Annotated in this window: 18 protein-coding genes; 8 read left to right on the plus strand and 10 right to left on the minus strand. The window is 54.0% G+C overall.

The genetic code is table 11. The features are described 5' to 3' along the window. Nucleotides 1-227 precede the first annotated feature (227 nt). Entirely contained in the window at nt 228-1307 is a 1080-nt protein-coding gene (locus tag D6851_RS01135; RefSeq protein WP_120323034.1) for a TauD/TfdA family dioxygenase, read from the plus strand. Between the two features lie 84 nt (nt 1308-1391). Here the strand turns inward: D6851_RS01135 and D6851_RS01140 are convergent, their stop codons facing one another. Together D6851_RS01140 and D6851_RS01145 are read right to left on the minus strand one after the other, a co-directional pair. Then, nucleotides 1392-1988 (minus strand): nitroreductase family protein, encoded by a 597-nt coding sequence (locus D6851_RS01140; RefSeq protein ID WP_120323035.1) that lies wholly within the window; start codon nt 1986-1988, stop codon nt 1392-1394. Nucleotides 1989-2140: 152 nt separating this feature from the next. Continuing rightward, nucleotides 2141-2977 (minus strand): oxidoreductase, encoded by an 837-nt coding sequence (locus D6851_RS01145; RefSeq protein WP_120323036.1) that lies wholly within the window; start codon nt 2975-2977, stop codon nt 2141-2143. Between the two features lie 167 nt (nt 2978-3144). Between D6851_RS01145 and D6851_RS01150 the strand changes: the two genes are divergently transcribed. The 7 genes from D6851_RS01150 to D6851_RS01180 all read left to right on the plus strand — a co-directional run bounded on the left by D6851_RS01150 (nt 3145) and on the right by D6851_RS01180 (nt 12411). Next, entirely contained in the window at nt 3145-4065 is a 921-nt protein-coding gene (locus D6851_RS01150; RefSeq protein WP_183029937.1) for a ribokinase, read from the plus strand. Between the two features lie 81 nt (nt 4066-4146). Continuing rightward, on the plus strand, nt 4147-5271 hold the full coding sequence (locus tag D6851_RS01155; RefSeq protein ID WP_120323038.1) for an LLM class flavin-dependent oxidoreductase: 1125 nt from the start codon (nt 4147-4149) through the stop codon (nt 5269-5271). Continuing rightward, nucleotides 5264-5920, plus strand: a complete 657-nt coding sequence (locus tag D6851_RS01160; protein WP_120323039.1) for a cysteine hydrolase family protein — start codon at nt 5264-5266, stop codon at nt 5918-5920. The genes D6851_RS01155 and D6851_RS01160 overlap by 8 nt, the downstream gene beginning before the upstream one ends. Next, nucleotides 5908-7194 carry an MFS transporter gene (locus D6851_RS01165; protein ID WP_238473876.1) on the plus strand — a complete coding sequence of 429 codons (1287 nt, stop codon included), beginning with the start codon at nt 5908-5910 and terminating at the stop codon, nt 7192-7194. Before D6851_RS01160 ends, D6851_RS01165 begins: the two co-directional genes overlap by 13 nt. A gap of 97 nt (nt 7195-7291) precedes the next feature. After that, nucleotides 7292-8563, plus strand: a complete 1272-nt coding sequence (locus D6851_RS01170) for an MFS transporter (protein WP_120323040.1) — start codon at nt 7292-7294, stop codon at nt 8561-8563. Between the two features lie 2 nt (nt 8564-8565). Beyond that, entirely contained in the window at nt 8566-9966 is a 1401-nt protein-coding gene (locus tag D6851_RS01175) for a zinc-binding metallopeptidase family protein (RefSeq protein ID WP_120323041.1), read from the plus strand. A gap of 117 nt (nt 9967-10083) precedes the next feature. After that, complete coding sequence (locus D6851_RS01180; protein WP_120323042.1) at nt 10084-12411, plus strand: acetamidase/formamidase family protein; 2328 nt, start codon at nt 10084-10086, stop codon at nt 12409-12411. Between the two features lie 19 nt (nt 12412-12430). Here the strand turns inward: D6851_RS01180 and D6851_RS01185 are convergent, their stop codons facing one another. The 8 genes from D6851_RS01185 to D6851_RS01220 form a co-directional block, all read right to left on the minus strand. Beyond that, nucleotides 12431-13243, minus strand: coding sequence for a TauD/TfdA dioxygenase family protein (locus D6851_RS01185; protein ID WP_120323043.1), 813 nt, complete (start codon nt 13241-13243; stop codon nt 12431-12433). Continuing rightward, on the minus strand, nt 13236-14237 hold the full coding sequence (locus tag D6851_RS01190; protein WP_120323044.1) for a bile acid:sodium symporter family protein: 1002 nt from the start codon (nt 14235-14237) through the stop codon (nt 13236-13238). Before D6851_RS01190 ends, D6851_RS01185 begins: the two co-directional genes overlap by 8 nt. Nucleotides 14238-14312: 75 nt before the next feature. Beyond that, nucleotides 14313-15221, minus strand: a complete 909-nt coding sequence (locus D6851_RS01195; RefSeq protein ID WP_183029938.1) for a helix-turn-helix domain-containing protein — start codon at nt 15219-15221, stop codon at nt 14313-14315. A 97-nt stretch (nt 15222-15318) separates the two neighbouring features. Further along, complete coding sequence (locus tag D6851_RS01200) at nt 15319-16410, minus strand: acetamidase/formamidase family protein (RefSeq protein ID WP_120323046.1); 1092 nt, start codon at nt 16408-16410, stop codon at nt 15319-15321. 49 nt (nt 16411-16459) lie between these two features. Next, the gene (gene ygiD, locus D6851_RS01205) at nt 16460-17242 is read right to left on the minus strand and encodes a 4,5-DOPA-extradiol-dioxygenase (protein WP_120323047.1); all 783 of its coding nucleotides are present in this window, start codon (nt 17240-17242) and stop codon (nt 16460-16462) included. 147 nt (nt 17243-17389) lie between these two features. Next, on the minus strand, nt 17390-17875 hold the full coding sequence (locus D6851_RS01210; RefSeq protein WP_120323048.1) for a VOC family protein: 486 nt from the start codon (nt 17873-17875) through the stop codon (nt 17390-17392). 191 nt (nt 17876-18066) lie between these two features. Next, nucleotides 18067-19263, minus strand: coding sequence for an aromatic ring-hydroxylating oxygenase subunit alpha (locus D6851_RS01215; protein ID WP_120323049.1), 1197 nt, complete (start codon nt 19261-19263; stop codon nt 18067-18069). Between the two features lie 382 nt (nt 19264-19645). Next, entirely contained in the window at nt 19646-21262 is a 1617-nt protein-coding gene (locus D6851_RS01220; protein WP_120323050.1) for a GMC family oxidoreductase, read from the minus strand. Nucleotides 21263-21334: the final 72 nt, after the last annotated feature.

The following is a 21334-nucleotide window of genomic DNA, read 5'->3' on the forward strand; positions in this document are numbered from 1 at the left end:
CGCCATCCAGTCTTGAACCCCGGCGTAAAAGTAATTGACGAAAAGCTATCCTGCTTGATGATTTGTTCAGGGGTGCAGCAGATAGTGCGTCGCCAAGAAACTTGTCCTGCACAGAGCAACAAGACCTTGCTGCATTTTTCGGGTATCTGCGGTGGAAGATCAGGGTGCGATCGGGCATAGCGACATGCCATGGCACCATATGCACTTCATATATAGAGGAACTGCGCATGACAGTGATGGAAACCCTGCCGGAAGTGACCACAGATGCGGCCTGGCGTGGTGATCAGCTTAGTAAATCGCAGGACTGGATCTACCAGCTATCCGACGCGCAAGTGACGGAACTTGAGAATCTTGGACACAAATTCATGGCGGATGACCCTGATCTGCGTTTCGTGCAGAAAGAGGATTATCCGCTGATTGAATGTGCCGGAGCCGTAAAGGAATGGGGCCATGACGTCGATTATGGCCGGGGTTTTGTCCTTGTTCGCGGCTTGCGCACAGAGTTGTATTCTGACGCACTATCCTCTGCGATCTACTACATTCTCGGCCTTTATATGGGCGATCCTATCCGTCAAAACGAGATGGGGGATTTGCTGGATCATATTTACGCAACTTCGGACAAGACGATGGACGATCCGACAGCCTTGTCGTCCAAGGTGCGTGACAAGCTGGTCTATCATTCGGACAGTTCGGATATCGTGGCGCTGATGTGTCTTCGTCCCGCTCGGGAGGGCGGATTATCCTGCCTCGTTTCAGGTGCAGAGATTTACAATGAAATTGTACGCCGCCGCCCCGATCTTGCGCCGCTATTGCTTGAGCCTTTCCACTGGGACTGGCGCCGCCAGGACCATGAGGCACCAGCCAATACTTATACTTCGCCGATCGTCAGCATGGAGGAGGGGGTTTTCTCCATGTATGCCGGTTCGCTCTATATCCTGACTGCACAGGAATACCCCGAAGCACCAAAACTGACTCCCGAACAGGTCGAGGTGCTCGAACTGTTCGACACGATTACCTATGAAGAAGGTATGGCCATTGCCATGGACTTCCGGCCTGGCGACATTCAATGGCTGTCGAATTATGCTGCGCTTCACAGTCGTACCGCTTTCGAGGATTTTCCAGAGCCGCAACGCAAGCGGCATTTGTTGCGGCTTTGGCTGCATCGTGATTCTGATCGTCCGGTAGTGGAAGGCTTCGGTAAAAATGGGGTGGTGCAACACCGTGAAGCACCGCGCGATGGCGGGGATGAACATAAGGACGCGCATTTTCACATTCGGGAAATCGCTGTTCCTCGTCTGATATCCTGATCTCTAATCCGTCTAGTGCCATTAAAAAAAAGGGCGGTGTCCTCTTACAGGAGCCGCCCTTTTTACAGAAGGAGCTTAAAACTCTTAGGCTGAAAGTGGCCCGTGATGAGCAATTTCAGTGAGTGGTTTGCGATCGCTGGGAAGCTCCCTTTCTCGTAAACCGTCGGGCAAAGTAGCAGCATCGCCCATTTTTCCAACGGCAATGGCTGCTTCGACCTTATAACCTTCTGATATATTAAGAACATTAGCCGCTTTGACGGTGTCAAAACCAGTCATTCCGTGGACATGTAGCCCGTCAAAAGTCGCTTGTAATGCCAGTTGCCCCCAGGCAGCACCAGCATCGAAGGAATGGCTAAGCGATTCCGTTTTAGGAGTGCCGTTGGCTTCGCGCATATACATATCGGAAATGACGAAAATCAGAGCCGATGCTGATGATGCCCAGCTCTGGTTGAATGGGATAAGAATGTCGAGAAAGGCGTCCCAATTTTCGTCCCCACGCAACGCATAGCAGAACTGCCAGGGCTGGACATTGTAGGCTGAGGGTGCCCATCGCGCAGCTTCGATCAAACGCAGGACAGCAGTTTCCTCAATCGGCTGCTCGTCAAAAGCGCGGGGAGACCAGCGTGCGGTGAAGACCGGATTGATAGCATGCGTCGCGACGCGAGGCGATTGATTGCTCACATTTCCTCCTTGATGAGTGATTTTTCCAGCACGGCGCTGATCTAAGTATTTTGTCTGATATCAAGCAAAGGCTGTCATTTCTTTCACGATAGTTATGCTCCTAAATCATGCCAACTGGCTTTGTGAATGGCACGGTTTGGGGCTTATGCGCTCTATTCTTTCGGGAAGGCTGTTGAGAGGGACCACTCTCTCCATTTGTCCATTTCCTCCTCAACCAGATCGAGATGTTCACGCGTATGAAGAAGAGCATCTTCTCCAAGGAACAGATGCTTTGGTGGATCGGGCAGGGCAACGGCGTTCAGAATTGCCTGTGCAGCTCGTTTCGGATCGCCACGCTCCTTGCCGCCTGCTTGTGTGAGAATATCGCGATTCTGGCGAACAGGGCTGTTTTCATAATCTTCAATCGGATTATTGGCTTCTGCCAGAGCTGAACCGGCAAAACCTGTACGAAAGCCTCCGGGCGCGACATTGGTAACAGTAATGCCGAAAGATTCGACTTCCTGCGCCAGAGTCTGCCCGATACATTCCATTGCATATTTGCTAGCGCCATAGATGCCTGTGCCTCCCCAAGGGGCAAAACCGCTCATGCTGGTGATATTCACAATATGTCCTGCGCGGCGTTGGCGCATTTGCGGTAGTATGGCCTGTATCATTGCGATTGGCCCCATCAGATTAACTTCGAAAAGATGGCGGATCTGATCAAGTGGTGTTTCCTCTATCGCGCCTGTCAGCCCGAAACCGGCATTATTGACCAGAATATCGATCTCTCCGATTTCAGGCAGAGCATCCATAACGGTCGATCTGGCAATTTCGGGCATCGATAAATCCAGAAGAACTCCTCGTGCCCGGTCGGGAGCCTGCTTTTCGAAAGCTTCCTTGTCTGCAATCTTGCGCATTGTTCCTGTAACAGTGTCACCACGTGCTAGCGCTGCTTGCGACAGAGCTTCACCAAGCCCACTGCTTACGCCTGTCATGAACCAGTTGGTCATTTGAAATCCCCGTTCCAATGTATCGGGACAGTACGGCTTCTCCGATGCGGCGCTCTTTGCAAGTGTTCCAGCAAAACTTGGCCAGGGGCGCACAAGAAGGGTCTGCACTTGCCCGTTTCTGTAAAGCCATGCTTGATCGCGGAGGATTGTCGACAGGTGGAGTATACATGGCAGTTGAGTTACTCGGATCGATCAATGTGGATATCGTTACGGCCCTGAAGCATTTGCCGCGACCGGGTGAAACGGTTCTGGCGCGCAAAACCGAGAAACTTCCCGGTGGGAAGGGCGCTAACCAAGCTGTTGCGGCAAGCCGTTTCGGTGCCGATACCTATATGATCGGGGCAATTGGCGATGACGGGGACGGTGAGTGGATGGAATCCATACTGGCAGAGAACGGAGTCCACTTTCTGCCGGTATCGCTCAATGGCCAAGTGCCAACAGGAATGGCTTATATTGCTGTTGATGAAAAAGGTGAAAATCAGATCATAGTGGCACCGGGTGCCAACACCGCGATTGCGTCTGAAAACATTGGGCCAGCAATACCCGGTACGCGAGTTTTTCTCGCTCAACTTGAAGTGCCGCTCGATGCCATCGCGGCTTTTTTCCAGCCTGACCGTGTGGGGCATGGCCTGCGTGTGCTGAATGGCGCTCCTGCTGTACCCGAAGCCCGAGTATTGTTTCCGGACACCGACGTGCTGATCCTCAACCAGACTGAACTGGCTGCATATTGCGAATTGTCGGAGGTTTCCGGCGTTGAAGATGCGCTGGCTGCGCGGCAACTTATTACAAGGGAAGATCAATGTGTGGTGGTCACGCTGGGGGCCGGGGGAAGTTGTGTCATTCGGCGCAATTCTCATTACCATGCTCCGGCTATGAAAGTTGTTCCGGTCGATACAATCGGAGCGGGTGACTGTTTCGTTGGAGCTTTGGCTGCTCTCTTGGATGAAGGTTCGCGGATAGAGGATGCGCTGCCGCTGGCCAATGCAGCCGCAGCGCAGGCTACGCAGGTTTCTGGCGGTGTTCCCGCTATGCCAGTCCGCGCTGCCGTGGATGCCGTTATGGCCAAGCTTCTAGGTGAACCAACATAACATGCGCCTGCCATCAAGAATGAAGGCAGGATGAGAATACCTTAGCTTCAAATATGGAATCCTGAACAGGAGCTTCTTTCAATGACCCAATATTCACCGACGCCTTATGGAATCCCTTCGGACCATGGCGGTAAGGACTTCGGTGTCTTTATGCCGATTGCCAATGGCGGCTGGATTTTGTCGGAAAACAAGCCGGAAATTGACGGATCTTATGCCTATAATCGGCAAGCCGCCATTCTCGCTGAAGAAGCAGGCATGGATTTCATCATGGCGATGGCCAAATATCGCGGTTACGGCGGCAAGACCCATCAATGGGATTCGACGATCGATTCCGTTGTTGCCATGGCAGGCCTTGCTGAAGCGACCAGCAAGGTAAAAGTCTGGGCTACAATCCATACTATTCTGCAGAATCCTGCAGTCGCGGCGAAGATGATTGCCACACTTGATCAGATTAGCGAAGGCCGAGCCGGTCTTAATTGCGTGACTGGCTCCTATAAGGGTGAATTCTCGCAGATGGGAGCCTGGCCCGAAGATGTCGATCATGACCAGCGTTATGATCTGGCTTATGAATGGATCCGCGCGATTAAGGCTCTTTGGACCGAAGATTCGGTAACACAGAACGGCAAATATTTTCAGCTCGAAGATTGTCAGTCCTGGCCCAAGCCCAAGAAAAAACCGTTTACGGTTTGTGCGGGTACGTCAGCAAAGGGAATGCGCTTCTCGTCAGAAGAAATGGATGCGATATTCCTTTCCGGGGGAGATCCTGAAAAGCTGGCTAAGGCTAGCGCAGCAGCAAAGGCAGATGCGGCCGAACTCAACCGGTATATCCGCACCTATTCGATGATGACCATTGTTTTTGGCGATACGGATGCGGAAGCCGAAGCGACGGCGCAGCATTTCCGCGAAGGTTTCGATGAAGAAGCATTGCACGGAATGATGAGGGCTTACGGCTTTCTCGACAGCGAAATCGGTAAAGAGAACGATTTTACCAAAAAAGCGCGTTCAAGTTTCATGGCACCGCATATCACCGGTACGCCCGGAACAATTGTTCAGAAATTGACTGAACTGTTTGCCACGGCAGATACAGATGGGCTGATGTTGATCTTCCCCGATTACATCAAATCGCTGCCGATATTCGGCAATGAAGTTCTGCCTGCCTTGCGCGAAGCCTTTCCGGCCAAGACAGTGGCCGGCGCCAATGCCTGAGACAGTGTGCGACCTGCCTCATGTCGACACTGCTGTTTTGCCGGAGATGCTCGATCCGGCACGCACAGCCTTGCTGGTGATCGATATTCAGACCGACTTCGCCGCACCCGAAGGGCTGATCGGCGAAGCCGGTGTCGATCTGACTTCGGCGCATCACGCAATCGATAAAATTGAAGAACTGATTCCGATTGCAAGAGGTGTCGGAGCAACCGTTGGTTTTGCGCGCGTTGTAACCTCAGCTGAGACAGATTCAGTGGCGCTCAAAACGCTGATGCAGCGTCGAGGGCGCTCTGGAGAAGAAGCGATTTGCCGGGCAGAGAATGGAGGAGCGGATTATTATCGTGTAGCCCCAGAACCGGGCGATATCGAAGTTTCAAAATTACTGTATAGCAGTTTTTCCGGGACTGATCTTGACGAGCAGTTGAAAGCGCGTGGTGTGGATACGCTGGTCATCACCGGTCTTACAACCGATTGCTGCGTGGATAGTACAGCTCGTGATGCGTTTCATCTGGGATATCATGTGTTCATCGTCAGTGATGCCTGTGACGCCTATGATCCGGACTTGCACCATCATTCTCTGAATGTGCTGGAAAAGAACTGTGCTCTTCTGACCACGACTGATGCGGTTAAGGCCGCATGGCAGAAATGATGGCCACCGGGAACGTTTCAGCTCGTTTGGCTATAGCTGGGTCTCAGCGCGGCGTGCTTTTTGCTGCGATTACGGGTAACATGCTTTGTGCAACCGCCACCGTTCATTCGGTCTTCGGTACATTTCTTGTTCCGTTATCCGAAACTTTCAACTGGACACGGGCCAGTATTTCGGTGGTGCTGGCCATTATCGCGCTCTCTTCCGCTATCGTTTATCCGCTGGCGGGACGGTATGCTGATAAGCATGGTACACGCCGGATGATCCTGTTCGGCAATTTGCTTTTTGCCTTATCGGTGGCGGCTCTGGCTTTCACGAATGGCAGCTTGCCGCTCTTTTACGCGACGTTTCTGGCTATTGGAATTTTTGGCGGACTTCCCAGCACTGCGATCTTCTCCAAACTCGTGGCCGAATGGTTTCGCGACAATCGCGGGACGGCATTGGGGATCAGCGCCGGGATCGGTAATGGTATCGGGGCGGTTTGTCTGCCGATCATCGCAGCCTTGTTGGTTGCGCATGCCGGGTGGCGCATTGGCTATCTTGGTATCGCGCTTATGATTGCCGGAATCGGGACACCGATTTATTTCCTGTTTCTTCATGACGCACCGGGTTTTGGTGAAAAAACGGAAGAGCAGGAAGGTGACGGAACTGATCCTGTCGGGGGACTGTCGATAGCTGAGGCTGCGCGTAAATCCAGCTTCTGGCTGATTATGCTGGCCATCGCGTCGGGGGGAGGGATTTCTACTGCCATTCTCAGTCATGTCGTGCCGATTGTTGGTGACCGGGGTTTTGGTCTGGCGACTGGTACGGCTGTGGTCAGTGTCTTCGCGCTGGTAGCCAGCCTGTGGCAGATTGTGACCGGTCGCTTGCTGGATCGTTCGAGCGGTCCGCGGATTGTCGTGCCCATGTATGCATTGGCGATTCTTGGCTTATTTCTGCTTGAATATGGTGCTTCTTCACCTTTTCTGATTGCTGGTGGAATCTGTCTAGGCATCGCACTGGGGTGCCAGTTTGGCTCTTTGCCTTTTTTCATTGCCCGCTATTTCGGCTTGCGCCATTTCGGCGCCATTTTGGGGGTTATGTATTCTGCCGTTATTGCCGCGCAAGGAACAACTCCGGTGCTGCTCGATATGGCATTCGATCGCTATCAGACTTATCGCCCGGCTATTCTTATTGCCATGGTGGTGATTGCTGCTGGCAGTCTGCTTTTATTGTTGCTGCCATCCTATCGTAATCAAATCGGAAAAGGTGCGCCGGTTATGACTGTTTCGCACTGAGAACGTTGCCAAGGGGGAGGGCGTTAAGGATCAAGACTGAATTTTCCATCGCCTCCATCCTTCATGAAAGGTTGGTAACCAAAGAAAGACTCGACCCATGGTATTCAAAGGTCCGTTAAAATATTTGGTGCTTTTCGCATTCAGTGCTCTGTTCTTTATGCTGAACGCCTGCACTTTTAACGGCCTTGGTGTCGTTCTTCCCTATATGGTGCAGGAGCTTGGTTGGGCTTGGGCCGTGGCCGGTCTCGGTTTTACTTTTCTGGGTCTTTCCTGCGGTTTGGCTAGCCTTGCGCCGGCTATTGCAATCCGCAAAATCGGTATTGCCAAAACCATGTTGCTAGGTGGAGCGGTGTTGGCTGTCGGGTTTATCTGTATGGCGATAGCGCAAAGTTCTTATACGTATTTCCTCGGCACCATTTTGCTTGGCATCGGATTTGCTCTTTGTGGGACGACTGCCGGGGTGAATGTGGTGTCTCATTCTTTCCGCCGCAGTTCAACGGCAGTGGGCATCTACTTTACCGCCGGGGGGCTTGGTGCAGTGGCAGGCCCGCTGATTGTCTATGCTACTCAGGAATGGACAGGTGAGTGGCGCTATTACTGGGTGGGCGCGGCGGTTTGCGCGGTGCTGCTGTCCATCTTTGCAGCGATTGTAACGACTGACCGTCCGAAACTGCAGGATGAAGAGGATGACAGGCATGTGGACCGAGAGTCAGGGGGATGGACTGCCCGATCTGCCTTGCGCACTGCGCAATATTACATCGTAGTTGGTGCCTATACAGCGTTCCTGCTGATTAATACGACCGTGCACGGCTTTGCAGTCCAGCATCTTTCCGAAAGTGGGTTGACGATGGGTGGCGCGGCAACTGTCATGAGCGCGATTGCTTTGGTAAGTGCTGCTGGATCGGCTGCAGCCGGTCTCGCTGGGGAGCGAATGACACCGCGTCATGTAGCTATGTTGTCGCTAACAGCGACAGTGATAGGCACGCTTGCACTGATCGGAGGGGGCAGCTGGTTCACCATTCCCGTTACGGTACTTGGTCTTGGGATTGGTTTTGGTTTTAGCTATGTCAGTACGGCCATGTTGCTGATCGATCTGTTCGGAAAACGCCCTAATCTGGAGCTTTATTCGATCATGAGCCTGATCTCGACAACTGCAGCTATCGGCCCGGCCCTAGGTGGCATGGTTCGCGATGAGAATGGAAGTTTCTCTGTTGTTTTTCTCGGCTGCGCAGCTCTTGGTTTCATCTTCCTGGTCCTGCTTACATGGATGCGGCGACCAGAAGAACCAGAGCTATTGCTCGATCCGGCTTTGGATGATGCCGGTCAGCGCGCGGTGACGGACACGGCACAACCAGTATTGGCAGCATAATCATGGCAGATACAGAAAAGACAGATGGAACGGCCTTTGCCAATCCGCAAGCAGCCCCTTATGCCGTTACCGCGGAAGAGAGGGAGGCAATTGCTGAAGCCATTGATAAGGACGAACTGGTAGCGCTGGCGCTCGAATTGGGAAATATTCGATCCCGTTCGAAGGAAGAGGCCGAGGCAGCGAAATTTGTCTATGAATGGATGGAACGTGAAGGGTTCCATCCGCATCGATGCGGCGCGACGCCCGAACGACCCAATATTATCGGCGAATATGGTGGGACGGGCACTGGAGCCAATCTGCTATTTACAGCACATCTCGATACCGAAAGCCCGAGTGGGGATGCCACGTTAGACCGCTTTCGTTATCGCAATAGCACTTTAAGAGACCCGGAATGGACGCAGTGCTGGCTCGATGACGAAGGGCGGTTGCGCGGTTATCCGATTTCGAATGATCGTGGGCCGATGTCATGCTTTCTGATGGCGGCGAAAGCCTTGCGCAAAGCGGGGATCGGGTTGGCGGGTAAAACCTGGCTGACAGCCTGTCCTGGTGAAATTGGCCCGGAACCGATCGAAGAATACGAAGGCATTGATTTCCTGGGAAAAGATATCGGCGCGCATTATCTGTTTCATCATGGCGGTGTGGCGCCGGACTATGCCATAGCAGCGGAAGGTACCGATTTTGGAGCAACATGGCATGGCGGCGGCTATGCTGTGTTCCGGGTTCGCGTTTACGGGCAGGGTATGTTCACTCCTATCCTTGAAACGCCGGAAAAAGTGTCGGATCATCCCAACCCTATTTATCGCCTTGGTCCGGTTATTGGCGCGCTTCATAATTGGGCGCGCGAATGGGAACGCAGCAGTATTTACGAGGGGCCGGGCGGCATTTCTCATCCCAAAGTACAGATTGCCTCTGTTCGGGCCGGTAATCCGCTTGAGTATGGCGCTGGCACAGAAGTTTGTGCGCTCTATATAGAAGTCAGCCTTAACCCGAAGCAAAAGGCTGCCGATGCCCAGCACAGCATTCTGGCCGCTATGCGTAATGCGAATGTGCCGGAATTCGATGTTGCCCCTGTCGTTGTACGCCATGGTTTTGAAGCTGATGCTAGTGAGGTGGCCGCGCTTTCAGGGGCAGTTGATGCAGCGACGCAACTGGCGCGAGGGACGCGACTTGAGATGGCGCATCCGGTCTATTCAAGCATGTGGCGCGATCACAATGTATTCAATATGCATCGTATTCCGGCTCTGACGACCGGCATGCCACGCTGGCGTCCGACGCCTGAGGATATGGTATCCTCCACACTAGTCTATGCTTTGACAATGCTGGCGATTTGCGGTCGCGGTGAAGCTCCGGCAGGGGATCGTGGACCGTCTACTGTTTACGGCGAAAATGAGACACCCTTTTAGGTTGTATGTCATATTACGCGCATACAAATTGACGCTGAGCTGCTAAAATGTAACAATTGTTATGTCTTGGCTTCGTCCAGGGCCAAAAATGCCGGCACATACGGCTGAGCTTGAATAATGGTTGCGACTTTGCGTTTTACGACAAATGCTTATCCCAAGGAGGACCGGCTTAAGGCATGGCGCTTTGCATTGCAGCGCTTGTCAATCACGGTTCAGGCGGCTGCGGAGGACTCGCTTTATGGCGATCTTGTACAGATCCGTAGTAGTCAGGGAATATCTTTTACCCGTTTAACGGCGACAGCACAGGAATATGTTGTCGATTTCAGCGATGCGCCGGGGTCTATGTGGCTCGCTATTCTGCTCGACGGTTCGGTCGATGTCTTGCATGAAGGCGATGAATGCAAGCTGGAAGATGCAGACATGGTCTGCGCGCGTTCTGATGCTGTTGTACGCTATAAGCTGCCTGGCGAACATCGCTTGCTTATCGTGCATATTCCTAAGGCCGCTATTGACCAGCGTTTGAAAACACCCATGCCGGAAAAACCGCGCCATATTGCTGCGGAATCGGGGACTTCCCGCGTGCTTTCGGGTATGTTGCGTTCGCTCGCCGAGATATTGGCGGACGCTACTGCTGATCAGCTTGGCCCGGTCGAGCTTGCTTTACCAGAGTTTCTGGTTGCCAGTCTGCTTGATAACGCTCCACCGCGTGCGATGGGTGGTGCGGCCGGGGTTCGCGCTGCTTTGTTGGAGCGGATTTTCCAGACGATTGAAATGCGTTTGAGCGATCCCAATCTGAACTATCAGCAGGTTGCCAGCGAACATGGTATTTCGCCCCGCTATTTGCAGAAACTGTTTGAAAGCATCGATGACAGCTTCGGCCATTATGTGAAGGTAAGGCGGTTGGAGCGTTGTCGTCTTGATCTGCGCAGTCCGCTCCATGCCCAAAAATCTATTTCGGATATTCTCTTTCAATGGGGTTTTAATGACAGCGCCAGTTTTAGCCGCGCTTTTCGCGAACAATATGGCATGTCTCCGCGCGAATATCGCAAGATGCTCGATATTGATGATGAACAGGATGAGCAGGTCATGCGTCGCGGGCGGCCCGCTAACAGCAAGGGCGGTAAGGACGAAGATGACAATTTGGCGCTCGATACTCCATCGGAAAACAGCGTGGAAGGTGATCCACGTGATGACGGGCAGGTGCGGCATCATTATCTGCCCGTCAGCCCAGAAACGATACACTGGGGCTTTTTCAATCGTTCGCTGAAACCGGTGCTGACGGTGCGTTCGGGTGATTTTATCACGGTCGAAACACTGACGCATCACGCCAATGATGATCCCGAACGCATGGTCGAAGGCGATAAGGGTGTCGAAAGCGTTTATCGCTGGACCAAGGATGGCAGAGCGGTGGAGCGGCGAGGGGCAGGGCCGATGGATGCCAGTGCGCTCGGGCGCGGGCCGGGTGAAGGTTTCGGTGTGCATATTTGCACCGGGCCGATTGCTATTCCTGAGGCTGAGCCGGGCGATGTCATTGAAATTCGGGTTCTTGATCTGAAGCCGCGCCTCAGTGGAAACTCAAGGTTTCAGGGCAAGGCATTTGGCAGCAATGCGGCGACATATTGGGGTTTTCATTATGAGGATCTGTTGACCGAACCGCGTCAGCGCGAGGTCATTACGATCTATGAAGTGAATGGCGATCCGGGGCGCATTCCCACGGCCCATGCAGTCTATAATTTTCGCTGGACGCCACAAACTGATCCGTCCGGTCATGTGCATGCGCGCTACGATTATCCCGGTGTTCCGGTCGATCCCTCGACCATCGAACGTAATTATGACATTCTCAGCAATGTCGAAATTCCTATTCGCCCGCATTTTGGCGTGCTTGCGCTGGCACCGGCATATTCAGGAATGGTGGACTCGGTTCCACCGGGGCCTTTCGGCGGCAATATGGACAATTGGCGTACCGGACCGGGATCGAGTATTTATCTGCCGGTTCAGGTGCAAGGCGGCCTTTTATCACTGGGTGATCCCCATGCCAGTCAGGGCGATTCTGAGTTATGTGGTACGGCTATCGAATGTTCGATGACCGGCCTTATTCAGGTCATTCATCATCCTGCAGGTGGGATGCGGGACCACTTGCGCGACCTCGATTACCCCCTGATCGAGACAAGCGATGAGTGGGTCATTATGGGATTCAGTCAGACCGACTATCTCAAAGAACTGGGCGAAGACGCTCAGAGTGAAATTTATAAGCGCGCTTCGATCGACAGCGCCATGCGTGATGCATTCCGCAAGACACGCAGGTTTCTGATGACGACAAAAGATCTCAGTGAAGATGAAGCGATTTCACTGATGTCTGTGGGCGTGGATTTTGGGATATCGCAAGTGGCTAATGGCAATTGGGGGGTTCACGCAGTTATTCGCAAGGGGCTGTTTACTGCGTGAACGGTTCTTCGACCTTACCTCAATAAGGTTTGTCGCCGGCTATCGTAACGCGATAGCCGGAGCGCGTGTCCGGAAAATAATCCCATGTCGCGAAATGCTGGGTGCAGCGGTTATCCCAGAAAGCCACCGAGTGCGGTTGCCAGCGGAAACGAACCTGAAAGTTCGGATTCTTTACATGGTCGAACAGGAAGCGCAGAACGGCATCGCTTTCAGCTTTGGGAAGCCCTTCGATTTTTGTGGTTTTGGATGCATTGACGAACAGGCATTTGCGTTGTGTCACCGGATGTGTCCGGATCACCGGATGGACGTTGCGCGGATATGTCTTCTCCACATCGGGAAAGAGTTCACGATAAATATGGTTGGAATCATGCACGGCCTGAAGTGGTTCAAGAAAAGACTTCATCTGGTCTGACAGCGCGTCATAGGCCTCGTACATACTCGACCACAGCGTATCGCCTCCTTCCGGCGGCAATGTGTGCATATAGAGAATGCTGCCCATGGGGGGAGCGGCATCCTCGCTAAGGTCAGAATGCCAGTCTTCTCCTGCCACGAAGGTGCTGTTCTTGTCAGCATGAATACGGACTATCTCAGGATAGTCTTCCAGCCCGGATACGCCACTGTGATAGGCAAGGTCACCGAAATACCGCCCGAAGCGCATATGAGCTTTATGCGTCAACTGCTGATCCCTGAAGAAGATGACCTGATATTTCATCAATGCATCATGCAGCATGGACTGCATATTATCGCCCAGCGGCTCGTTGAGATCGACACCGAAGATTTCGGCTCCGATCTTGCGTGTCATTGGACGAATATCGATTCCCTCATCAGGCATTAACAGTTTCCCTTTCGGTCTCTTCGGAGGCCGCAAAACGCCGGGCATAGGCCTGAGCGAGGGCGGCACAGACAATCAATTGCATCTGGTGAAATAACATCAGCGGCAACACCATGAGGCCCACTTGAGCGGGTGGGAACAGTGCGCCAGCAATCGGTACGCCGCTGGCAAGACTTTTCTTCGACCCGCAAAAAACCAATACGGCTTCATCTTCATGTTTCTGATGAGTCAGTCGTGCGAGCATACAGGTAAAGATTAGTACTGTACCCAGGAGAAATCCGTCGAGCAGCAGAATCACGACAAGGTCGCTCAAGGCGAAACGCGACCAGAGTCCTTCAACCACAGCGGCACTGAAAGCGGTATAGACAACCAGCAGGATAACACTCCGGTCGGTTCTTCCGACCAGCATTTTGTGACGATCGACAAAGCCGCCGAGCAAAGGACGCATCAGATGGCCTGCTAAGAAAGGTAACAGTAAAGTACTGCCGATCTTGATAAGAGCGTCGAGAAAGAAACTGCTATCGGCGCTGCCGCCATTAAGCAGGAAAGCCGCTAGAACAGGTGTCAGCACGATACCCAAGACATTGGAAAGCGATGCGCTGCACACAGCTGCTGGAACATTGCCATGCGCCATGGCCGTCATTGCAATCGACGACTGAACAGTGGAGGGCACGATGCAGAGAAATAGAAAACCCCCAACAATAGCCGGATTAAGCCAAGAGCCGAGAGCGCTGGTGATGCCAATGCCGATCAGTGGGAACAGGATAAAGGTTGTCGCCAACACCATCAGATGCAACTGCCATGCACCAAGGCCGGCAATCACCGCCGAGCGGGAAAGTTTGGCACCATGAAGGAAAAAGAGCAAAATAATACCGGCATCGGTCAATCGGTCGAACCAGATGGCCGCTTCACCCCGCGCAGGAAGCAGAGTCGCAAATCCTAAAGTTGCAATCAGCAACAGCAGAAAGGGATCGAGCTTGAAGCGCGAGAGCATTGGAAGGGGTTGTCCTGTGATAGTGAAAACTGTGTGCCACAAGACACATGCAGCGTCTTGTCGCTGCATGTGTCCCTATTTGTCTGAATACGTTCCCGATTGCTTCGGTTCCAGTGCCTTCATGCGGGCATCGCGCGGCGTTTCTTCATAGCGGGCGCGAAACGCACGGCTGAAATGGGCAGATTGATTGAAACCCCAGCGGAAAGCGATTTCCGATATAGAAAGCTGGGCATGGAGTGGGCTGACGAGATCGGCACGGGCACGCTCCAGTCGACGATTCTTGACATAATTGGTGACCGTCTGGTCGCTGCGGGCAAAAAGATTTTGTAAATAGCGCGTCGAAACACCTTCATCGCGAGCAATAGAACCAACGGACAATTCGGGATCGCCAAGCTGCGTTTCAATGCGGCGGCAAATCCGGTCAAGCTGGCGGGCCTTAGCGGCCGCCGCTCCTCCGCGTCCTGCCGTTCCAGCTGAACTGGCCAGCGCTGCAACGAGCAGTTCCGTAAGAGCGCTTTCAATCGCATTCCATTCCCCGGAACGGTCTGTTGCAAGACTCTGGGCGATACTGCGCAATAAGGCGAGAAGACCGTGTTCCAGCACTGTCTCGGGGGACACAACTGTGACAATAGCCTCCATTGGAGCTAGCAATCTGGCATCAATCGCTACGCGCGGAATGCGCAGAAAAAGTTGCCTCCAGGGGGCTGTAAAAGTGAGACGCGCATCGACACCGGTAGCCCCGAGGATCAGATGATCCGGGGTTAGTGCAGTTTCTCCATCGGAATGGACCAGACATGCTTTCCCATCGAGGAGAAGACCAAGCCACAGGCTTGTCTGATCGTCTGGCAAACGCCCCGCGATGGATTGCGGTCCGCCTGAAACCAACGCGAATTCGAACCCCATCGGAGAAGTAAGGGCTAATACCGAACCGGCATCCGAAGGCTCGGCACCCGGATCGTCAAACGGCAGGTGCAGCCTGCGCATTGCGTCAGACCATGCCTTCGCCCGACGTTCGGCCGGAACCGCCCGGGCATCGAATGTCCAGGCGGGCGGCCGAGCGTCAGGCGCTGACGTTGCGGGATTATTCGGGATCTTTGACACTGCCTTTATTCGGAAAAATGCCGCGATCGATCCGCACATGGATACCCTGCGTGCCGTCAACAACCTGAGTGACACCAAAATCGGCGGCGACGCTCATCAGTGAATAAGCATCTGTTCTGGAAAGACCCTGATGCTCGTTGAGCAGATGGAGCATATCCATGGATGCCCCTTTCATCGCTTGGTCGAGGTCTTCACCAAATCCATGAACAATCCAGTGCTCAGGCGTTTCGAGCAGGGGAGACGGGAATTTGAAATCTTTGCGTAACACGATCTGGAAGAGCACATCGAGCGATGCTTCGATTGCAGTGCCGGAGATCTCTCCGTCTCCCTGACTGACATGCGGATCGCCAATCGAGAATAAACCACCCTTGACTTGAACCGGATAATACATGCGCGAATTGGCACCAATCCGCCAGTTGTCGATATTACCACCATGTAGCCCCGGCGGAATGGTGCTCACCGGGGCATCGACAGCCGGAGCTACGCCGGCAGTGCCGAGATGTGGTCTTGCGGGTATGGTTATCCCTTCGAGGGCTGGAGAACGGTCGCAATGGGGGCAGTGGGTAATGCGACCGGGGATCAGATATTTCTCTTCTACATCATAGGCATAGAGCGCCTTGGCCGTGTTGGCATTGGGGTCGAGTTCGTAAATGGTTACACGCTCTGTTTCGTCGAACTCCTCATAGAGATGCCCCCAATTGGCCTGAAGGTTCGAACCGTAATTGAAGCGTGGGCTCATCTGGAAATAGCGCACTTCGAGCATATCGCCCGGCTCGGCATCTTCTACGAAAATAGGGCCGGTCATGATATGAACACCGGGGGCACGGGTGGAGGGATCGATCTCTGTAAAGATACGCTGAATGTTCTCATCAAACATCAGTTCGGGATCGTCCCCGGCGTGATGAGTGACGGCTTCCGCATGTATCAGGTCGCCGCTTTTGACGGTCAGCGCTGGCTTTAATTCGGGTGAGAAGAAGCCCCAATGCACTGTTTCCGGTGTTGCCTTCAGCCTGTGAAGCGCGGCAGGCTTAACCTCCTTGCGCTGGCTACCATGGTCACAAATCAACGCCATATGCGTTCCCCTGAAGTTTGGTGAGAAGAGAAAACGGCTCGCATGTCAGTTAGTCCGCGCCGATGAGGATGCTCGTCATGCCGAGCGAGCTGTGTTGGATGAAATCGGGGTCCAGTTCGGCTTTTTCGCCGGCAGAACGGGCGCCGAGAACGTATAAGAGGGGCCAGAAGTGGTCCGGAGTGGGCGCAGAACGGCGTGCATCGTCACCCAAAGCGGCGAAGTTGATGACGGTCTCCGGCTGATCTTTCAAAACGGCATCGAGGATCGTCGAGTTGAAACGTTCGGCCCAGTCATAGGGAGGTGAATTCGGATCGCCCCAATCCATGGCCGGAAGGTTGTGCACGATGTTGCCCGTACCCATGATAAGCACACCTTCGTCGCGCAATGGCCGGAGGCGCTTTCCGATTTCCCAATGCTGCGCCGGAGAGAGATTGGCGTCCATGCTGAGTTGGATGACCGGAATATCGGCTTCCGGATAGGCATGGACCAGAACAGACCATGTACCGTGATCAAGGCCCCATTTCTGATCCGGTACGATCTGCATCGGGGCGAGCAGTTCACCCACACGTCTGGCAAGGTCGGGTGAGCCGGGCGCCGGATATTGTACATCGAACAAGGCCTGCGGAAACGCGCCGAAATCGTGAATGGTTCGCGGCTGTTCCATGGCAGTCACGCCGGTACCGCGGGTGAGCCAATGGGCAGAAATACACAGAATGGCTTTGGGCTTGCCGATCCGGTCGGCGATCTTCTTCCAGGTGGCCGTCGTGTCGCTCTGCTCGAGAGCGATCATTGGGCTGCCATGGCCGAAAAAGACGATCGGCATGCGGCTCATTCATATATCTCCATTATCCGGACACTTTCTAAAAACCTATATGGTTCGTCGACCTGTGTCGTATTCACCCTTTGACAGTGACCTGAGGCGAGCCAGGATTCTTGTATCTGTGCGCACAACATGTTGGCCCGCCTCTCGGCCTGTCGCTTATTCGCGCGTGTAATCGTCAGGAATCTGAGGGTTTTCGCCGCCTTTGACCCACAGAATGATTTCGTTGCCCCAAGGGTCACGGAAAGCATGGTTCAGGCCGTTGAACTCTTTCCAGTAATGCTTGCGCCAGAGGATTTCGGCACCGTTTTCCTCGGCGCGTTGCAGAATCGCTTCGGGCGAATCATTTTCATCGACAAGCACCCAGATGCGCGGTTTGCGGCCATCGGTGGTGAGTTTGCGCGGTTCGACGCCATCTGGATTGGGGTGAGGGCGCGTATTGGCGACGTTGGAAATGCCGAGGTGAAGATTGCCGATCTCGCTATCCGATCCGTCTTTATTCTTGAAATTTCCACCCGGAACCATGCGATGAAACACGCCGGAGGGACGCGGATCGTTTTCCCAGCCAAGAACCTTGGCATAAAATTCTCCGGCCGCAGCAGGATCGTCAGAAGGGAAATCAACGAAAATCAGTGAATTGGCCATATAATAGCGCTCCGCCTTGTGAGGTTGGACATCCGTATGAACAGCAAAAGGGCTATCAGTGCTGGCGTGATTCTCCCTGTCACCCGGCGCACGAAAGTTTGATTGTGCGCTTTCATGCAAAAGGCCGGCACCCTTACGGGGCCGGCCTTTGTGGTGCTCGCACTGATGCGAAGCTAAGAAAACTGGCGGCTTTATGCGTGTAGCTTGGTCACCGGGGCAGATGGCCCGCGCTGGCGGTCCCATTCTGCCCAGTAGCGATCCACCAGCCACTGATTGAACTGACGCTGGGCATCTTCCTGCCAGCTATACCGGCCGCGCGGCGCAAATTTCGACCCCAGGCCCTGTTGCACCATCAGGTCGACATGCAGATCTTGCGCAACGATTTCGCCTGTCGCGTCGTCGTTGATTTTGAGCTTGTGCTCGTAAAGCGGATCCTTGGTTGCGTCGGGATGGAACAGGCTTCCGAAGGTCAGACCATGTTTGCCGGGCGAGCGGGCATCCATGATGAGATAGATGCAGACATCATTGAGTACGACCAGCGACAGACTTGGCGGCAGATTGACGAATAACAGACGGTTCTGCTCTTCCTCGGTCAGTTTTGGGAAAACCGGGAAAAGGGCCTTTTCTGTCGGGTTGAAGCCAGCATTGGGGTGGGTGGAGCCGTTCAGACGGTAATAGCCTGCCGTTTCCCGCGGTACTTCGGGGAAGCTGGCGAGAGAGCTGGGCACGAAATCGTGCAGCCCCTGATGCAGGCGGCTGGCGTGATAGCCGTCATTATTGTTTTCGAACTGAACCTTCCAGTTCCAGGCATATTCGTGTGACTGCGGTTCGGGGCCACGCAGATTTTCGAACTCGTAATTGGCAACAACGGGTTCAAGCGGTTCGAGGCGCGAAGCCAGTGAAGTGGCTTCGGGATCGAAATTGACGAAGATGAAGCCGTGCCAGACTTCGATCTTGAGTTTTGGCAGATTATGCTGCGCCTTGTTGAAATCGCAGGTCTTGCTCATGGCCGGCGCGCCAACCAGTTTGCCGTCCAGATCGTAGGACCAGTGGTGATAGGGGCAGATAAAGCCGCGTGTATTGCCCTTGCCTTCGGCCACCAGCATGGCGCGATGCTGACATACTGCCGACATCGCATTCAGTTCACCCTTGCGTCCCCGTGCTATGATGATCGGTTCATTGGCATGAGTGGTGGTGAAATAATCGCCTGCATTGGGGAGCCATTCATCGCGACCGACACAAAGCCATTCGCGATAGAACAGGGCTTCCTTCTCAAACCGGTAGAATTCTTCGCTTGTATAGCATTCGGGCGGGAGGGTTTCGGCTTCCTCGGTTGCCTTGATCGAGCTGGCGAAGCTGTCAAAGAACTGATCGGTCAAGAGGGTCATTCTGTCATTCCTTCGCATTGGAATTCACGATGCACTGGCGGGGCATCAAAACCGGAACGTCCAGCAGTTCCGGTGCAAATATCTGATCGGCGCCCTGTGATTTGTATGCGTTTCCGTGTTTGCACATCATCGCCCCGGGATTGCCGTGCACAATCGGATACCGCCATCCATCGCAGTTTCTCCGTTATCATGGTCTGCATTTTATGCGCGGCGAAGGGAAATGGCTTTGCCTGATGCGACCGAATTCTTGTTGGCTATCGCATTTAGGATGCAATTTTGTGCACTGGCAAGCGTCAATTAACGTAGAGCTCCGATTCAAAAAAAGCCCGCATCCCAGAGGGAGCGGGCTTTCGAAGCGTGTCCAGTATTCTTGTGTGAGAGATTACCGCCCTGTCGGGCGTCCCAGAATCATATCGGATGCCTTTTCCGCAATCATGATCGCCGGGGCGTTGGTATTGCCGCGAATGATATTGGGCATGACCGAAGCATCTACCACGCGGAGCCCTTCAATACCGTAAACCTTTAGTTCGGCATCGACGACGGCATTCCTGTCCTCCGCAGTACCCATGGCGCAGGTGCTGGTGGGGTGGCCACCACTCATCACTGTCTGGCGCAGCCAGCCATCGATAGCTTCATCGGAGACCGCATCGGGCCCCGGTGCCAGTTCCATATCGACATAGGACTTAACCGGTTCGGTGTTGAAGAACTTGCGCATTGTGCCGATCGTTTCACGCAGAACCTTACGGTCCTGCTCTTCGGCCAGAAAGTTGAGCGTGATTTTCGGCAGTGCTTTAGGATGGCTGGACCCAAGCCGCACATGACCGCGGCTCTCGGGGTTGAGCAGAATGGCCCCGGCTGTGAGCTGATGTCCGACACCCTTATGGATTTTGGGAAACCATGGATGGGCCTGATAGGAGGTATGGCTGACCTGTAGTTGCAGATCGGGGCGCTGATTCTCATAACTTGAGCGGAGAAATCCCTGTACGGTCAGCGGGCTCTGGGCAGGGAAACCTTTGCCTGAAAGCTGCCATTTGACCACGGCCAGTGCCAGACGATCCAGGCGGAGCTGGTTTTCGAACGTATTTTCTTTCGCGGCCTTCCAGAAAGTGAGGGCGATGGCATGGTCCTGCAAATTTTCTCCCACACCCGGCAGATCCCTGACCGGTACGATCCCATTCTCCTTGAGGTGCTCAGCCGGGCCGACACCGGAGAGCATCAGAAGTTGCGGAGAATTGAAGGCACCGCCTGAGAGAATAACTTCACGATTGGCGTGCAGTTGCTCAATCTGTCCGTTGCGTTCGAATTCGACACCCACCGCGCGGCCATTCTCGATCAGCACACGGCTGACCATCGCCTTTGTGATGATCTGGAGATTGGGGCGGCGTCTGGCAGGATCGAGATAGGCGGCAGCCGTGCTGTGACGGCGGCCCTTGCTGATCGTGCAATCGGGAATACCGAAGCCTTCGGGTTCCGCCACATTGAAGTCATCGGTTTCGGAATAGCCCAGTTTTTCGGCAGCCTCGATAAAAGCGGGATAAAGCTCCGGATGCGTTTTCATGGGGGTAACGTCGAGTGGTCCCGATCCACCATGTTCCGGCCCTGCACCGCGCCAGTTGGTTTCGGCACGTTTGAAATAGGGCAGAATGTCCTTGTAGGACCAGCCTTTGAGACCCGCATCGGCCCAGCTATCGTAATCTGCAGCCGCACCGCGAATATACATGGTGCCGTTAATCGAACTGCTGCCACCCAGAACCTTGCCTCTCGGCAGAGGCTGAACGCGACCGTCCATATGGGGCTCCGGTTCGGTCATGGTGCCCCAGCCGAAACGCGGTTCCATGGATGCTTTCATCCAGGCCATTGGCATGGATATCAGCGGGTGTTTGTCGGAGCCGCCGGCTTCAAGTAGGACGACTTTGACGCTGGGATCTTCACTGAGCCGGCTGGCCAGAACACAGCCCGCACTTCCGGCGCCCACAACGATAAAATCGCACTCAGTCATTGTCATCCTCTCCTTGGCTGAGCCACCGCTTAAGATATCCGGGCCGGAAGGGGAAGGCGATGCAGGGCCTTT

The sequence above is a fragment of the Altericroceibacterium spongiae genome, assembly GCF_003610805.1.
GTDB lineage: Bacteria > Pseudomonadota > Alphaproteobacteria > Sphingomonadales > Sphingomonadaceae > Altericroceibacterium > Altericroceibacterium spongiae.

Bases quoted from the DNA above. Each gene is read 5' to 3' on its own strand.
- D6851_RS01190 (WP_120323044.1), bottom strand. From the start codon at position 14,237: ATGCTCTCGCGCTTCAAGCTCGATCCCTTTCTGCTGTTGCTGATTGCA.
- D6851_RS01210 (WP_120323048.1), bottom strand. From the start codon at position 17,875: ATGGCCAATTCACTGATTTTCGTTGATTTCCCTTCTGACGATCCTGCT.
- D6851_RS01160 (WP_120323039.1), top strand. From the start codon at position 5,264: ATGCCTGAGACAGTGTGCGACCTGCCTCATGTCGACACTGCTGTTTTG.
- D6851_RS01185 (WP_120323043.1), bottom strand. From the start codon at position 13,243: ATGCCTGATGAGGGAATCGATATTCGTCCAATGACACGCAAGATCGGA.
- D6851_RS01135 (WP_120323034.1), top strand. From the start codon at position 228: ATGACAGTGATGGAAACCCTGCCGGAAGTGACCACAGATGCGGCCTGG.
- D6851_RS01220 (WP_120323050.1), bottom strand. From the start codon at position 21,262: ATGACTGAGTGCGATTTTATCGTTGTGGGCGCCGGAAGTGCGGGCTGT.
- D6851_RS01145 (WP_120323036.1), bottom strand. From the start codon at position 2,977: ATGACCAACTGGTTCATGACAGGCGTAAGCAGTGGGCTTGGTGAAGCT.
- D6851_RS01200 (WP_120323046.1), bottom strand. From the start codon at position 16,410: ATGGCGTTGATTTGTGACCATGGTAGCCAGCGCAAGGAGGTTAAGCCT.
- D6851_RS01155 (WP_120323038.1), top strand. From the start codon at position 4,147: ATGACCCAATATTCACCGACGCCTTATGGAATCCCTTCGGACCATGGC.
- D6851_RS01215 (WP_120323049.1), bottom strand. From the start codon at position 19,263: ATGACCCTCTTGACCGATCAGTTCTTTGACAGCTTCGCCAGCTCGATC.
- D6851_RS01195 (WP_183029938.1), bottom strand. From the start codon at position 15,221: ATGCGCAGGCTGCACCTGCCGTTTGACGATCCGGGTGCCGAGCCTTCG.
- D6851_RS01180 (WP_120323042.1), top strand. From the start codon at position 10,084: ATGGTTGCGACTTTGCGTTTTACGACAAATGCTTATCCCAAGGAGGAC.
- D6851_RS01165 (WP_238473876.1), top strand. From the start codon at position 5,908: ATGGCAGAAATGATGGCCACCGGGAACGTTTCAGCTCGTTTGGCTATA.
- D6851_RS01170 (WP_120323040.1), top strand. From the start codon at position 7,292: ATGGTATTCAAAGGTCCGTTAAAATATTTGGTGCTTTTCGCATTCAGT.
- ygiD (WP_120323047.1), bottom strand. From the start codon at position 17,242: ATGAGCCGCATGCCGATCGTCTTTTTCGGCCATGGCAGCCCAATGATC.
- D6851_RS01150 (WP_183029937.1), top strand. From the start codon at position 3,145: ATGGCAGTTGAGTTACTCGGATCGATCAATGTGGATATCGTTACGGCC.
- D6851_RS01175 (WP_120323041.1), top strand. From the start codon at position 8,566: ATGGCAGATACAGAAAAGACAGATGGAACGGCCTTTGCCAATCCGCAA.